Source organism: Micromonospora sp. ATLC16, assembly GCF_057196645.1.
This window is the reverse complement of sequence record NZ_JBXUOW010000027.1, coordinates 15,088-28,582: the sequence shown is the minus strand read 5'-3', so window position 1 is coordinate 28,582 and position 13,495 is coordinate 15,088. Positions and strand designations below refer to the sequence as shown.

11 protein-coding genes are annotated in these 13,495 nt (G+C 71.3%); 7 read left to right on the top strand and 4 right to left on the bottom strand.

Annotation, left to right across the window (positions count from 1 at the left end; all coding sequences use genetic code 11):
• Nucleotides 1-21: 21 nt before the first annotated feature.
• From AC2CHE_RS13875 to AC2CHE_RS13860, 4 genes are all read left to right on the top strand, one after another.
• Nucleotides 22-1,509, top strand: coding sequence for a hypothetical protein (locus AC2CHE_RS13875; protein ID WP_484505306.1), 1,488 nt, complete (start codon nucleotides 22-24; stop codon nucleotides 1,507-1,509).
• 143 nt (nucleotides 1,510-1,652) lie between these two features.
• The gene (locus AC2CHE_RS13870) at nucleotides 1,653-3,980 is read left to right on the top strand and encodes a putative bifunctional diguanylate cyclase/phosphodiesterase (RefSeq protein ID WP_484505305.1); all 2,328 of its coding nucleotides are present in this window, start codon (nucleotides 1,653-1,655) and stop codon (nucleotides 3,978-3,980) included.
• 36 nt (nucleotides 3,981-4,016) lie between these two features.
• Complete coding sequence (locus AC2CHE_RS13865; protein WP_484505304.1) at nucleotides 4,017-4,775, top strand: MerR family transcriptional regulator; 759 nt, start codon at nucleotides 4,017-4,019, stop codon at nucleotides 4,773-4,775.
• A gap of 71 nt (nucleotides 4,776-4,846) precedes the next feature.
• Nucleotides 4,847-5,131: a putative quinol monooxygenase gene (locus AC2CHE_RS13860; protein ID WP_484505303.1), complete on the top strand. Its 285-nt coding sequence runs from the start codon at nucleotides 4,847-4,849 to the stop codon at nucleotides 5,129-5,131.
• Nucleotides 5,132-5,191: 60 nt separating this feature from the next.
• On the opposite strand, the gene AC2CHE_RS13855 is transcribed toward AC2CHE_RS13860, so the two are convergent.
• Both AC2CHE_RS13855 and AC2CHE_RS13850 read right to left on the bottom strand, forming a co-directional pair.
• Nucleotides 5,192-5,962, bottom strand: a complete 771-nt coding sequence (locus AC2CHE_RS13855) for a hypothetical protein (protein ID WP_484505301.1) — start codon at nucleotides 5,960-5,962, stop codon at nucleotides 5,192-5,194.
• Between the two features lie 59 nt (nucleotides 5,963-6,021).
• Nucleotides 6,022-6,672, bottom strand: coding sequence for an RNA polymerase sigma factor (locus AC2CHE_RS13850; protein WP_484505300.1), 651 nt, complete (start codon nucleotides 6,670-6,672; stop codon nucleotides 6,022-6,024).
• A gap of 328 nt (nucleotides 6,673-7,000) precedes the next feature.
• Here AC2CHE_RS13850 and AC2CHE_RS13845 point away from each other — a divergent pair, with 328 nt between their 5' ends.
• Entirely contained in the window at nucleotides 7,001-8,128 is a 1,128-nt protein-coding gene (locus AC2CHE_RS13845; RefSeq protein WP_484505299.1) for a hypothetical protein, read from the top strand.
• Nucleotides 8,129-8,278: 150 nt separating this feature from the next.
• On the top strand, nucleotides 8,279-8,617 hold the full coding sequence (locus AC2CHE_RS13840) for an imine reductase family protein (RefSeq protein WP_484505298.1): 339 nt from the start codon (nucleotides 8,279-8,281) through the stop codon (nucleotides 8,615-8,617).
• 46 nt (nucleotides 8,618-8,663) lie between these two features.
• On the opposite strand, the gene AC2CHE_RS13835 is transcribed toward AC2CHE_RS13840, so the two are convergent.
• Nucleotides 8,664-9,107 carry a MarR family winged helix-turn-helix transcriptional regulator gene (locus AC2CHE_RS13835; protein WP_484505297.1) on the bottom strand — a complete coding sequence of 148 codons (444 nt, stop codon included), beginning with the start codon at nucleotides 9,105-9,107 and terminating at the stop codon, nucleotides 8,664-8,666.
• 106 nt (nucleotides 9,108-9,213) lie between these two features.
• Between AC2CHE_RS13835 and AC2CHE_RS13830 the strand changes: the two genes are divergently transcribed.
• Nucleotides 9,214-10,446 carry a multidrug effflux MFS transporter gene (locus AC2CHE_RS13830; protein WP_484505296.1) on the top strand — a complete coding sequence of 411 codons (1,233 nt, stop codon included), beginning with the start codon at nucleotides 9,214-9,216 and terminating at the stop codon, nucleotides 10,444-10,446.
• Nucleotides 10,447-10,781: 335 nt separating this feature from the next.
• On the opposite strand, the gene AC2CHE_RS13825 is transcribed toward AC2CHE_RS13830, so the two are convergent.
• Nucleotides 10,782-12,998, bottom strand: coding sequence for a choice-of-anchor J domain-containing protein (locus AC2CHE_RS13825; protein ID WP_484505295.1), 2,217 nt, complete (start codon nucleotides 12,996-12,998; stop codon nucleotides 10,782-10,784).
• Between the last annotated feature and the right edge of the window lie 497 nt (nucleotides 12,999-13,495).

Here is a 13,495-nt window from a genome sequence, read left to right as displayed (position 1 = left end):
GCGGCGCAGCGGAGCGCCGACATGAGCACGTTGCGGGCGTTGGCGGCGGCGCAGGCGGTGGCCACGGGCGTGGCCCAGCCGGTGGCCACCGTCCGTCACCTGCACCTGTCGAGGCGACCGCTGGTGCTGGTGCCGCTGGCGATGGCAGGGGAGGCCAACGCGCCGCTCGCCGCGATGGTCGGCTCCGCCCCCGGCGAGGGGCGGCTGCTGATCGTGCCGCAGCCGCGAAACCGGGACCAACGGTTCGCGTTCGCCGCCGAGCTGGCCGCGATCGTGTTGCCCTATGTGGACGCACACCGCACCGCGAACGAGGCGGTCGCCGTGGACCGGGGCCGGGACGTCCGGTACCGGTACCTCGACGCCCCGCAGCTGCTGGTGCCGAACCCGGCGGGGGTGACGTTCCTGCGGCTGCTCGGCCGGTCCACCCGGTTCCGCCGGGTCGACGGCGAGTATCCGGTGCCGCCGCAGGTGCCACTGCTGGGCCGCTGGCTGACCTTCCTCGCCGAACGGGCCGAACATCCCGGCTCGTCGGCGCTGGTGGCGATGACGCAGGCGTTGACGCTGCACTGGGCGACCGGGCAGAGCGCGGTGGAGGATCTGCACCTGCCGGCGCTGCTGAGCTGGATCGCCCCACCGACCGGGCTGTCCGGAGCCGAGGCCGCCGCCCGGGCCGAGGACCCGTCGATCTGCCCGCCGGCCGGCCCGGCCACCGATCCCGAGTTCGACAACCGGCTGCTGGCGCCGGCCATCGAGGCGTACGCCGACGCCGACGAGGCGACCCGCGTCGAGGCGTACGCGGAGCTGGAGCGGCTGCTGCGGGACCAGCTGACGCCCACCTGGGAGCTGATGTGGCGCGGCCTGGGGTTGCTGCGGGCCCTGCCGCCCGGCGCCCGGGTGGCCGGGCGTTGGGACGGCGACCGGGACGCCTTCACCGCCCACGCCGACCATCTCGACTCCGATGGTGCGCCGCAGCCGCGCCGGGACGGTGCGGTGGCCGCTGCGGCCCGGCTGCACCGCCTGGAGCGGGCTGCCGCGACCTACGCGGTACAGCGCGCCTACGACGACCCGCTGGTGATGGCCGAGTACCGGCTGACCGGCGAGGCGTTCGTCGGCGAGGTCCTGCTGGCCGACCCGACCCGGGTAGACGACAGTGGCCGACGGCCGGTGCTGCGCCCGCGCATCCAGTTGATGACCACCGACCCGGTGCTGGTATCGGTAGGCGCCACCCTGTCCAGCCCGTCCCGTCCCGGGCAGAAGGCGCGGACGATGTTCGTCACCCCGACGGCCGACGGTAAGACCGAGGTGGTGTTGGAGTTGTCCGGCGGGATGGGGCGCGGCCTGACGGCCAACCCGGGCAGCGTGCCGGAGGTGGGGGAGCGCCTCTGCTACACCACGCTCAGCGATGCCTACGTGCCGGGCGCGGCGTTTCCGGCCGTCGAGGAGACCCCGTGGACCCACGGCGGCCCACCCGCGACCGCAGCGGCGGCACCCGACGAAGAATGGTCCTGAGCACCGGGAGTCGTCAGGTTGTGGACCTGCGTGCCCGGTGGATCTGGCGGGGTGGCTGCGGGCGTGGCTAGGCTTTCGGGGTTTGCCAGGGCAGGACCACGCCGCCGAGGGTGTACGCACGAGAGAGAGCCGGAGCGATCGCTGTGTCGCGGAAGGACGTCGAGCGGGCTGCCGCGCGCTCGCCCGCAACGGACTGGGTCGGCCGTGTGGGGCTGGTCGGTGCCGGTGTCGTCGTCGCGGTCGAGGCGCTCTGGCTGGTGCTGGGGCTGCCCGCTGGCGAACTGGTCAGCGATCTGGGTGCGCTCACCGTGGCGGGCTGGGCCGCGGTGGCCTGCGGCGCGGCGGCCCGCCGCCACCCGGCGAAGCTGCGCCGCTTCTGGCTGCTGTTGGCTGCCACCATGGCGATGTCGCTGGTCGGACGGGCACTGTGGACGTCCGAGCGGCTGCTCGGGGAGAGCCTGCCACACACCCTGCCCATCGGGTTGATCTTCGTGGCCAGCCTGCTGACCGGCACCGCCGCGTTGTTCTGCTCGGTCACCGCGCCACGTACCACTGTGGGTCGGGTCCGGACCCTGCTCGACGGGCTGATCGTCGGGCTGGCGCTGATCCCGATCGGCTGGTTGCTGATCTTCCGCAACGTCAGTCAGGCCGACCTGGACGAGCCGCTGCGCACCGCCGGCCTGCTGTACCCGATGTTCGACCTGATGCAGCTGACCATCCTGGTCGCGGTGGTCGGCCCGGGCCGGCCGGTGTGGCGGCCGATGGCGCTGCTCGGCGTGGGCCTGACCGTACGGGCGGTGGCCGACACGGTCTACGTGTCGCTGGTGGCCGCCGGTATCTACCAGCCCGGCACCCCGGTCGACGTGCTCTGGCCGCTCAGCTACCTGCTGATCGTGGTGGCCACCCGGATGCCCCCACCTCGGTACCACGGTGCCGCCGAGGAGGACGGCGAGGCGCCGTTGCCGCCGTGGTGGCGGGTGGTGCTGCCCTACCTGCCGGTGGGTGGGGCGATCGTGGCGACCATGCTGGCCCGCGACGCCAGCGGTCACACCCCGATGCCGATCTTCCTGGCGATGATGGCGTTGCTGGCCATGCTGGCGCTGCGGCAAGGGTTGGCGGCCAACGAGAACCTGCGTCTGGTGGTGCAGCTACGCAAGCTCGCCTACGTCGACCAGCTCACCGGGCTGCCCAACCGACTGGCGTTCACCCGCCGGCTGCGTGGTGCGTTGCGCGGCACCGACCGGGTCGCCGTGCTGCTGCTTGACCTGGACGGGTTCAAACAGGTGAACGATCGGTTCGGGCACACCACCGGCGACACGCTGCTGTCCGGTCTGTCCCGGCGGATGCGTCGGGCGGTCGGTGACGACGGCATGATCGCCCGGATCGGTGGTGACGAGTTCGCGGTGCTGGTCACCGACGGGCGGCCGTTGGCACCGGAACGACTCGCCGAGCGGCTGTTGGCGGCGCTGCAACCGTCGCCCGGGGAGGAACTGGTCGGGGTGCACCCGTCGGCCAGCATCGGCATCGCCGAGTACGGGCCGCAGCACATCTCCCACACCGACCTGCTGCGCGACGCGGACATCGCCATGTACGCGGCGAAGGCGGCCGGCAAGTCCGCCTACCGGCGGTGCTCGCAGGGGCTGCGGGAGTCCGCCGTGAGTCGGGCCGAGTTGATCGCCGACCTGCGGCGGGCCGTCGACGAGGAGCAACTGCACCTGGAGTTCCAACCGATCGTGGACCTGGCCACCGGGGCGGTGCGCAGCGCGGAGGCGTTGGTGCGGTGGCGGCATCCCCGGCTCGGCGTGCTCAGCCCGGCCCGGTTCCTGCCGCTGGCCGAGGAGACCGGACTGATCCTGCCGATCGACAGGTGGGTCATCCACGAGGCGTGCCGGGCAGCGGCCACCTGGCAGGACCAGGTGCCGTCGGCGACGGTCGCGGTGAACATCGCCGCGTCGCACCTGCGCCGCCCCGACCTGATCGCCACCGTCACCGAGGCCACCGCGGGCGCCGGGCTGGCGCCTCGGGCACTGACCCTGGAGCTGACCGAGTCGGCGCTGATCGAGGGCAGCGACGCGGTGCTGGACCGGCTGAGGCAGCTGCGTGAGTTGGGCATCCGGATCGCCATCGACGACTTCGGCACCGGATACTCGTCGCTGAGCTACCTGCACCGGATCCCGGCGACCGAGTTGAAGATCGACCGGTCGTTCGTGGCCCGGATTCCCGAGGACACCCGGGCGTACGCGACGGTCGAGATGGTGACCCGGCTGGCCGACGCGTTCGACCTGACTGTGGTGGCCGAGGGGGTGGAGACCGAGCGGCAGCACGAGGCCGTGGCCGCGATCGGCTGCGTGCAGGGGCAGGGTTACCGCTACGGTCGCCCGGCCAGCCTGGCCGAGCTGCGTACCGTCCTGGTGAAGGCCGACCCGCCGGGTGTGCCCGGCGGCGCAGAATCGGACTTGACCCTCACGTAGCGGCAGGCGGGACCGTGGTTCCGGAAAGGGGGAACCATGGCGCACACGGTTGGTCAGGTGGCGAAGCTCGCCGGCGTGACTGTCCGGACGCTGCACCACTACGACGAGATCGGTCTGCTGACGCCGAGTGGGCGCAGCGGCTCGGGCTACCGCCGCTACTCCGAGGCGGACCTGGAGCGGTTGCAGCTGATCCGGTACTACCGCGAGCTGGGGTTCCCGTTGGACGAGATCGCCGTGATCCTCGACGACCCGGCGAGCGGACCGGGAGCGCACCTGCGCCGCCAGCACGAGCTGTTGACGGTGCGGATCAAGCGCCTTCGGGAGATGGTCGTGGCGATCGAATTCGCGATGGAGGCGAGCAAGATGAACATCCCACTGACCCCGCAGGAGCGGTTCGAGGTCTTCGGGGACTTCGACCCGGACGCGCACGCCGAGGAGGCGGAGCGGCGGTGGGGCGGCACCGAGGCGTACCGGGAGTCGAACCGCCGGACGTCGAGCTACCGCAAGGAGGACTGGCAACGGTTCAAGGCCGAGACCGAGGACTGGGGGCGGCGGATCGTCGCGTTGATGGCCTCGGGCGCACCGGCCGACGGGCCGGCGGCCATGGAGTTGGCCGAGGAACACCGGCAGCAGATCAGTCGGTGGTTCTACGAGTGCTCGTACGAGATCCACACCGGGCTGGCCGATCTGTATCTGGCCGACGAACGCTTCACCGCGCACTACGAGGCGAAGGCTCCCGGGCTGACGGAGTACCTGGCCGAGGCGATCCACGCCAACGCGATCACCCGAGCCTGATCGGGCGTGCGGACGATGGCGGATCGGGAGAGTATGACTGGCGTCCGCTCTCCCGATCTTCGGAGGTTGCCTTGCTGATCGTCGCCGGCACGCTACAAGTCGACCCGGCTGGGCAGGACGCCTACCTGGCCACCTGCGCCGAGATCGTCCGTCAGGCCCGCGAGGCGCCCGGTTGCCTCGACTTCGCCATGAGTCCGGACCTGATCGAGCCGGGGCGGATCAACGTCTACGAGCGGTGGGAGTCCGAGGAGCAGATGCTCGACTTCCGCGGCGCCGGCCCCGAACCGGAGCAGCAGGTGGCAATCGTCGAGGCCGAAGTCCAGAAGTTCCTGATCAACACGATCGAGTCACCCTGATCGTCTGTCGAAGCGGGCGCGGGGCCGGGCGGATCGGGGAGAACCCGCCCGGCCCCGCGGTCAGCGGCCGGGGGTGCGGGGCGTCGCGGCCGGAACGTTCCCGGTAGGCGCACCGGGGACGGTCACGGTCGGGGCGCCACCGGGCCGCTTGGTGGAAGGCGTGTCGGGCCGGCTCGTCGGTGTGTGTCCGCGCTTGGCGGGGGTGGGCCGGGTGGTCGGCTGGCCGGCACCGCTCGGCGCGCCCGTGGGGTGGGCGGGATCCTCCGATACGGCGTCCGCGCAGTATTCGTCGACCTGTCCGGCACCGCCGGCCGCCTCGACCAGTTCGGCGAAGGCTGGGTTCTCCGGCGCCTTGCCCGGGTTCTTGGCTGCGCCGGCCGCATAGGCCCGGCACAGGCCGACCAGCGGGGGGGAGGGATTGTCGATCGCACCGGCTCGGTCAGCTGGCCCGACCGGGTGCGACGGGGTGGCGCTCGGGGCCACCGGGGCGTGGGTAGCCGGGGGCGTGGTCGGGCCGAGTAGTGGGTTGGGCAGCGTACCGGTACCGGCGGCCAGCGCCACGCCGCCGAGCCCGGTGGCGACGACGACGGCTGCGGCTTTGACGGTGAGCAGTTTCCCCAGCGTGATCTGGAGCATTGACTCTCTCCGTGATCGAGGTTCGGGGGCGAGATCGGCGGCAGCCCGGAAAGCGGCCACCGCCAGATGCTCTCCAGCCATCTCGTCGTGTCGTGCCGGTCCTCTCGCCGCACGTAGTGACGCGGCGAGTGGACCGGCCTGGCTCAGGGCGACCGGGTCGGCGTCCAACAGCCGCTCTGCGGTCTCCCTGTCCATTCGTCGAGGTGACGGTTTGCTCATTTCGTCTTCCCTGGCGTCGTCCCGGATCATTTGCGTCACTCACCCGCCGCGAGTCGACGCTCGTGGGGTTTGGGTGGGCGTAGTCCCTGTTCAGATGCGATAGCGCCGTCCCGGGCGGTCGGCGGGTCGAGACGCGCGGCCAGCCGGCGTACTCCCCGCCAGGCGGCGGTACGCACCGCGCCAGGACGCTTGCCCAGCACCTGGGCGGCGGCCCGGGCGTCGAGTCCGACCACCACCCGTAGCAGGATCGCCTCGGCCTGGTCACTTGGCAGCGTGGCGATCAAGTCAATGGCTGCGCGGGTCGCGGCGGCCTGAACGGCCGGGTCGGCGGTGTCCTGGTCGGCGGGCAGGTCGACCAGTGCGTCGGCAGGCAAGGTCGGCGACGGTCGCCGTCCCTGGCGGCGTAGGTGATCCAGCGCCCGGTGTCGGGCTATCCCGGCGGTCCAGGCCCGGAACCCAGTCCCTTCCTCGCGGAATCGCCGCAGGTCGCGGGTGATCTGCAACCACGCCTCCGAGGCCACGTCCTCGGCATCGCCACCCACCAGGCCCCGCAGATAGCGCAACAGGCCGGGCTGCACCTGCCGATACAGCAGGCGGAACGCATCCTCGTCGCCGTCCTGCGCGGCCCGCACCAGCGCGGTGAGATCGGATTCGTTGCCGCCGCCGATGCCGCTCGTCACCGCCACCGCCGGCAGGAATCCACCGGCACGACCGCCAGTTCCGGTATCGCCAGCACCTCGCCACCAGATTCGCCATCACGTGCTGCCGCCAGCGGGCGGCAGCCCTCTCGTCACCCGTACGACTGATTGGCGTACCGGTGGCCGGTATCGTCACAGTCTGCCGGAGGGGAAGGCGTATGGCGACGGGTAAACCGCCATATCGTCCGTATTGCTCCACCGATCGGGTAATTCGACCACTTCTGGCCGTGTCCATGCCGGTGCTCGCAACCGTTAACACTGTGACACCCCATCTGGTGGCCTGCGGTTGGTGGCATGCGCGGCGAAGGAGTTCGGCGTGGCGAGGACTGATTCGACGGGTTCGACATGGCGGTACCGGTGGGCGCGCCGGCAGAACGAGCGCCGGCTGCGGCTGTTCCGCAGCGCCGAGGGGACCTGGCGGCGACGCGACGACGACCTGCGTCGGCTGCGTGCGCTCGCGGAGCAGTGCCAGGGCTCGGCCACGGCCGGCGACGGCCTCCCGCTGGAACTGGCCCCCGACGAGGTGGTATTCCGGGTGGTGCCGGCCGCCCAACTGGTGGAGATGCGGCACAACGCCGTACTGCCCGCCCCTGACCTGACCGTTGGCGCGCAGGCCGGCCGGCTGCGTCGGCGCCTGCCCGACGGGGTCCGGGTCACCGACGCCGGCATGGCAGTGATCACCAACCGCCGGCTGGTGCTGCTCGGTGGACGGGGCCGACGCGACTGGGCGTACGGCCGGATGACTGGTCTGTCGCACGACCCGCACGCGTCGGTCACCCTGATCCAGGTGCTGGACCGGCGGCGGACCTCCGGCGTGCTGCTGCGCCCGGACGTGGCGGCCGAGTTCCGGTTCGTGCTGACCCTGGCCTTCGCTGACGCCATCGAGCAGCGTCAGGCGGTCATCGACCAGCTCGACGAGTTGCTCGACGAGCACGCCCGGCTGCGCCCGTCCCGCCCGGGCATCGCCACCCCTGGGCAGGCCCGGCTGTTGACTCTGATCCCCGGCGGTCGGCGGACCGCCGTGGTCGCCGCCGCGCTGGCCGTGATGGTGCCGGTGGCCCTGGCCAACTCCGGCCCGTCCGATCCGACCAGCACCGAAACCGCGGTGGCCGCCCCCGGGGTGCCGGCACCGACCGGTTCCTCGACCGCATCGCGCGCCACCGGCTCAGCGCCGGCACCGCGCGACACCGGCTCAGCCAAGGCCAGCCCGAAGCCCGAGCGGCGCTGCGGCGCCCCCAAGAACCCGATGGGGTACGACTTCTGCGGCGGGAAGCGGGTCCGTGAACCGGCCCGCGAGGTGTGCGACCACTTCGACTGCGTACCCGGGTTCTGGGAGGGGCGCGGCTACCTGGTGCAGTGCGAGAACGGCAAGGTCAGCCTGGCCGGCGGCAGCCCCCGGGCCTGCGGTCTGCACGGCGGCGTCCGCCGCACCGTCACGACCTGACACCCGCCCGCGCGCCCACCCGCCGTAACGTCGAAAAGCGCCAGGCGAGGCCGCACTATCCCCGAAGTTGCCTGGGTGGTGGCGGGGCGAGGCCGCACGATCCCCGAAGTTGCTGGGTGGTGGCGGGGTGAGGGCGCAGTTTCCCCGAAGTTGCTGGGTGGTGTGCGGATCTGGCCGTCGGGCGACGGGGGGCACTTTGGGCGGGACCTCCCGGTAGGCGCGCTGACCTCCCTGACCGGCATCCCGGCGATGATCGGCGACGGGCTGGGGCTGGCGCGCGCACTGGAGGCCGGCGAGCACCCGGGCGACCTGGGCACGGCACGGATGATGGGTGCCACGGCCGAACACATCCTGCGGACCAGCGAAGCGGTCGGCGTCGACGCCGAGCTGCCGAAGGCGGTCAGCTCGCACTACCAGCGGGCGGTCGCCGCTGGACACGGCGACCAGGACTGGACCGCCCTGTACGAGGTGATCAGAGCGAGGCGCTGATCGGGCTTTGCAGCTGCGTCGCCCCTCACCGCCCGGGGAACGGCGGTCAGGGCAGCTCCGCGGCGCGGTCGGCCAGGCGGGACAGGGCGGGCGCGGCGGCGCGTAGCCGTTCCCGGTCGGTCGCGTCGAGGTCGGTCAGGGCGGCGGCGAGCAACTCGCGGCGGTACCGCCCGTAGGCGGCGATGCGCTGGTACGCCACGTCGGTCAACGTCAACCGGACGGTACGCCGGTCGGTCGGATCCCGGTCCCGGCGCAGCAGACCGGCGGTGGTCAGCTCGCCGACCAGGGTGCTCACCGTGTTCGCGGCGGTGCCCAGTCGCTCGGCGGCCTCCCGGACGCTGATTCCGGGCTGACGCTGCACCAGCCGCAGCACCTCGACCTGCGCGTCCGGCAGGGCGGCACGTCCCGTCCGCTGGATGGCCCGACGGCGGAGTACCCGGTGCAGGTCACTGAGCGCGTCGCCGAGTTGGTCGAGGGTCTCGTCGGTCACAGTGCCGCCCCTTCACGCTGCAACACCTCTGTAGGCAGAGCTACCGTAGTCGAACGCCCCCGGCAGTCGGCCATGCCCTGGTGGCGCCGACCGCCGAGGGGAACCGATGCCGCAGACCGACGTGCCCGTACGCCCGCCGGAGCGGATCACCCCACCCACCGGCCGCGCCGCGCTCGCACTACTGGTGCTGCTCGGCTCGCTCACCGCGATCGGTCCGCTGTCGCTGGACACCTACCTGCCGGCGTTTCCCGGGATGACCCGCGACCTGGCGGCCAGTCAGGCGCAGATCCAGCTCTCCCTGACCACCTGCCTGATCGGCATGGCGCTGGGTCAACTCGTCACCGGTCCGCTCAGCGACCGCTGGGGCCGGCGCCGCCCGGTACTTGTCGGCGTCGCCGCGTACGCCCTGTTGTCGCTGGTCTGCGCCCTCGCGCCGTCGGCGGAGACGCTCGCGGGGGCCCGCTTCGCGCAGGGCTTCGCCGGTGGCATGGGCACGGTCGTCGCCCGTGCCGTCGTGCGTGACCTGTACTCCGGCCGGGCCGCCGCGAAGTACTTCTCCCGACTCGTCCTGATCTTCGGCATCGCGCCGATGGTCGCTCCCACCCTCGGCAGCCTGGTGCTCAACGTCGGCGACTGGCGTACCATCTTCGTCGCCCTGGCCCTGGTCGGTGCCCTTCTCGCCACCGCCGTCGCGCTGCGGCTGCCGGAGACCCTGCCCGCCACGCGACGCAGCACCGGTGGCCTGGCCGCGACCGCCGCCGCCGGGCGCACGCTGCTCACCGACCGCGTCTATCTCGGGTACGCGCTGACCCAGGGCCTCGCCTTCGCCGGACTCTTCGCCTACCTGTCCGGGTCGTCGTTCGTCCTCCAGGACGTCTTCGGTCTCTCCGCCGGCACGTTCAGCCTGGTCTTCGGCGGCAACGCGCTAGCCTTCGTCGCCGTCGGCCAGCTCAACGCCCGCCTGCTCGACCGCCACGAGCCACGCCCACTGCTGGTCAGTGGCCTCGGCCTCGGTCTGCTCGCCGCCCTCGCCGTGCTCACCGGGGCGCTGCTGGACAACCTTCCCCTGGTCGTCGCCGCACTCTTCGTCTTCCTCGGCTCGCTCGGCCTGGTGATGCCCAACGGGACCGCCCTCGCCCTGGACCGGCACGCCGCCCACGCCGGCACCGCCGCAGCGCTGCTCGGCGGCATCCAGGCCGTGGTCGCCGCCAGCGCCGCCCCACTTGTCGGGCTCGGCGGAGAGGGCAGCGCGCTCCCGATGGCGGTGGTGCTCAGCGCCGCAGCCGCCGCCTCGCTGCTGATGCTGCTGACCCTCGCCCGCCCCGCCCGCGTGCGGTAGCTGCGGCTGCACCGTTCGCGGCTGCGCCGGCTCGGCGTCTTCCCGTAGGACGTTTCGCGTGCCGGTTGGGTGACCTTGGCGCCGGCTCGGGCGGCGGCGGTCATCAGCTGATCGACCTTCCGGCCCTGCCAGCCCTGCCGCGGAACATCGCCACCACGTGATCGACCCGGTCGGCCTCGGTGATCGCCGTGGCGCTCGAACTCGACGCGGTGCCGATGACGGCCAACTGGACCATCGACCGCCGCCGGGCCGCGTCGCCGGATCCGGCCGCCTCGCCGGATGAGACAGAGAACTCCCGGTGCCGCGCCGGGCGGCACCGGGAGTCCCTGCTCAGGTCAGCTCAGCGGAGCGCCGCCGGGCTGCGCCACGTTGTTCACCGTGAGGGTGTACGGGGCGTACCGCGTGACCTGCTCGGTCGGCTCGTCGTAGGCGACGATGGCGACCACCTTCGGGAAGGCGGACAGCAGCGCCGTCTGGATCAGACCTAGGGTGAAGGTGGACTTGCCGTCGGCCTCCACCTGGTAGGCCAGCTTCAGCTTCTCGTTGATGCCGACGAAGCGGACGTTCCAGTTCGCCACCGGCGTCGGGTTGATCTCCGACGGCGAGTCGAACGGCTCCAGGCTCGAACCGTCGCTGACCAGCGTGCCGCCGACCGCGATGTCGTCGATCAGCAGACCGCCCTCGTTGACACCGCCGTCGCTGACGTACCGGAAGCTGACCAGCACGTCCTGACCGGCGTACGCGGACAGGTCGAACGAGTGCGGCTGGAAGCCGTCGGTGGTGCCGTTCAGCGCCGGGCCGAGCGGACCGGCGACGGTCTCCTCACCGGGGATGACGGTGTAGCTCTCGCCGCCGTCGGTGGAGACGCTGACGTAGCCGTAGTCGTAGCCGGCCTCGGCGCCGTACTTCGCCAGGAAGGTCAGCGTCGGATCGGCGGCCGGCACGGTCACCGGGGTGACCGCGGCGACGTCCAGGCTGTTGCCGTTGCCGGACCACAGTACCGGGTTGCCGCTGCGATCCGGGTCGTCGCTGACGATCTGCCAGGCCAGCGGGACCGACGGCAGCGTCTTCGCGCCCTGGAACTTGATCGAACGCAGGTCGCCCCGACCCAGCGGCTTACCGTTGGCCTTCTGCAGGGTGACGTAGTCGGCGCCGTTGGGTGCTGCGCCATCAGCCGCGTACGAGGCGGGGTTGGCCAGGTTCACGGTGGCATCGAGGCTGGCCGTGGTGACCCGGCGCTTGTCCACCCCGAGCATGATGCCCCGCTTGGAGTTCCCGACGATCCGGTCCACCAGGTTCATCGTCTGGTAGTCGTGGATCACCTTGTAAATGTCCTTGACGCCCTCGGCCTTCAGCGCCGCCTCAAGGCTGGCGAAGCCCTGGCGCTCACCGTCGCGGTGCAGCCGCGAGATGAAGTCCAGGCCGTAGCGGTCGTAGAGGAACAGCACGAACGAGTAGACGTTGCCGTAGTCGGCCAGCACGCCACTCGACGTGCTGCCCTCGTTCCACAGGTTTATCGAGTTCTCCGGGCCACCGCAGTCGCGTGGATTCGTGTTGTAGTCCGTCTGGACGGTGCCGAATCCCTGGAAGCAGTAGATGTGGCTGTCCGTGCCGGGCTCGTCGACCCGGGCCGTGGCGTCGACATACCCGGCGAGGGTCTGCGCGAAGTCGGAGAGACCCTCGTTCAGCCAGGTCGTCTCGAACGGGTCGGTGTAGTAGTGCGCCAGGTGCTGCCATTCGTGGATGAACGTGCCCTCGTACAGCTGTGGGCGGGCCGGCCGGCTGGTGCACAGGTCGTCGGTCGGCTCGTTCGGCGGGTTCGCGCCGGTGCGGTGCGCCCAGTCGAACGCGTCGACAGTCATGATGTTGCGGTCGAGCAACTCGTTGAAGAGCGAGAAGTGGAACCCGGCGATGTAGCTGGGGGCGGCCGGGAAGTCGTAGAAGTTGTCGTCGCGTACGTTGTCGACGAGGGTGACCGTCCGGTTGCCGGCACCGGTGAAGTCCCCGTCGATCTGCGCGTTGCTGCCGTCGCGGTCCGGCGGGGTGCTGAACGCGGCCGTCGACTTCGGGTACATGTTGGTGTCGAACTCGTTGACCAGGCCCGCGACCTGCTCGTCGGTGACCACCGTGGAGTTCGGAATCTGCCGGCGGCAGTCACCCTCCGGGAACTCCGTGTCGTTGGCGACCCACACCTCGATGTTGTCGCCCACGCCGCGCAGCGTGTAGTCCTTCAGGTAGATGACGCCCTGGTAGTCGTCCAGCGCGAGCCACTGCCGCACCGTGCCGACCGCCGGCGTGTCGGCTGCCGCAGCCTTCGACCGGGCCTCGGTACGCGGCTGATACTGGTTCGGCGCTTCCAGACGCTGCCCGTTGAAGGTGAAGTCCTTGCGGGTCAGCTCCCGGACATCGCTGGCGAGCCCGGTGACGGGCGCCGGCACCGGCTTCACGGTCGCGGTCTCCGGAGTGGCCGAGGCCGGAGCCGGCTGAGCGATGACGAGTAACGGTAGGACGATGGCGCTGGCTGCTATCCCCGCGAAGCGGCGTCGTGCCACGAAACCTCCTCATAGGTGGAAGACCACCCGGCCCAGGATCGCCCAGGCACCGGTGGATCTACGCACGCTGATCGAGCGTCCCCGTATCCTGTGCACGTCGCCCCCGATCAGGCAACCCTCTACCGACACCGATCAGCAAGAATCAGTCGATTGACCACCTCTTGTGAAATCCAACCAGCTATAAGAGGCGCTGAAGGCGTACACGGCCGTTGGCTGGAGCTACGGCAGAGCATGGTCGGTCAGGGGCGTTCGCCCTGCTGAGCACAGAGGACGCCGGCACACCTCCTGCGTGGAAGGGGTCCGACCACCCGGATCGTCAAGATCCGCCGGACCGCCCGCCTCGGCCCGATCCGCTCTGCCGGAGCGGGCATGTAGTTCGTCCGGCACTACAGCGCCGTGGCGCTGCTCGCAAACTTCAAGGTGCACCAGATATGACGCTGCTGCCAGTCGACGGCCGCCTCGCTCGTAGCGCTTCCGCTCCTGTCGTCTGCCGCCCG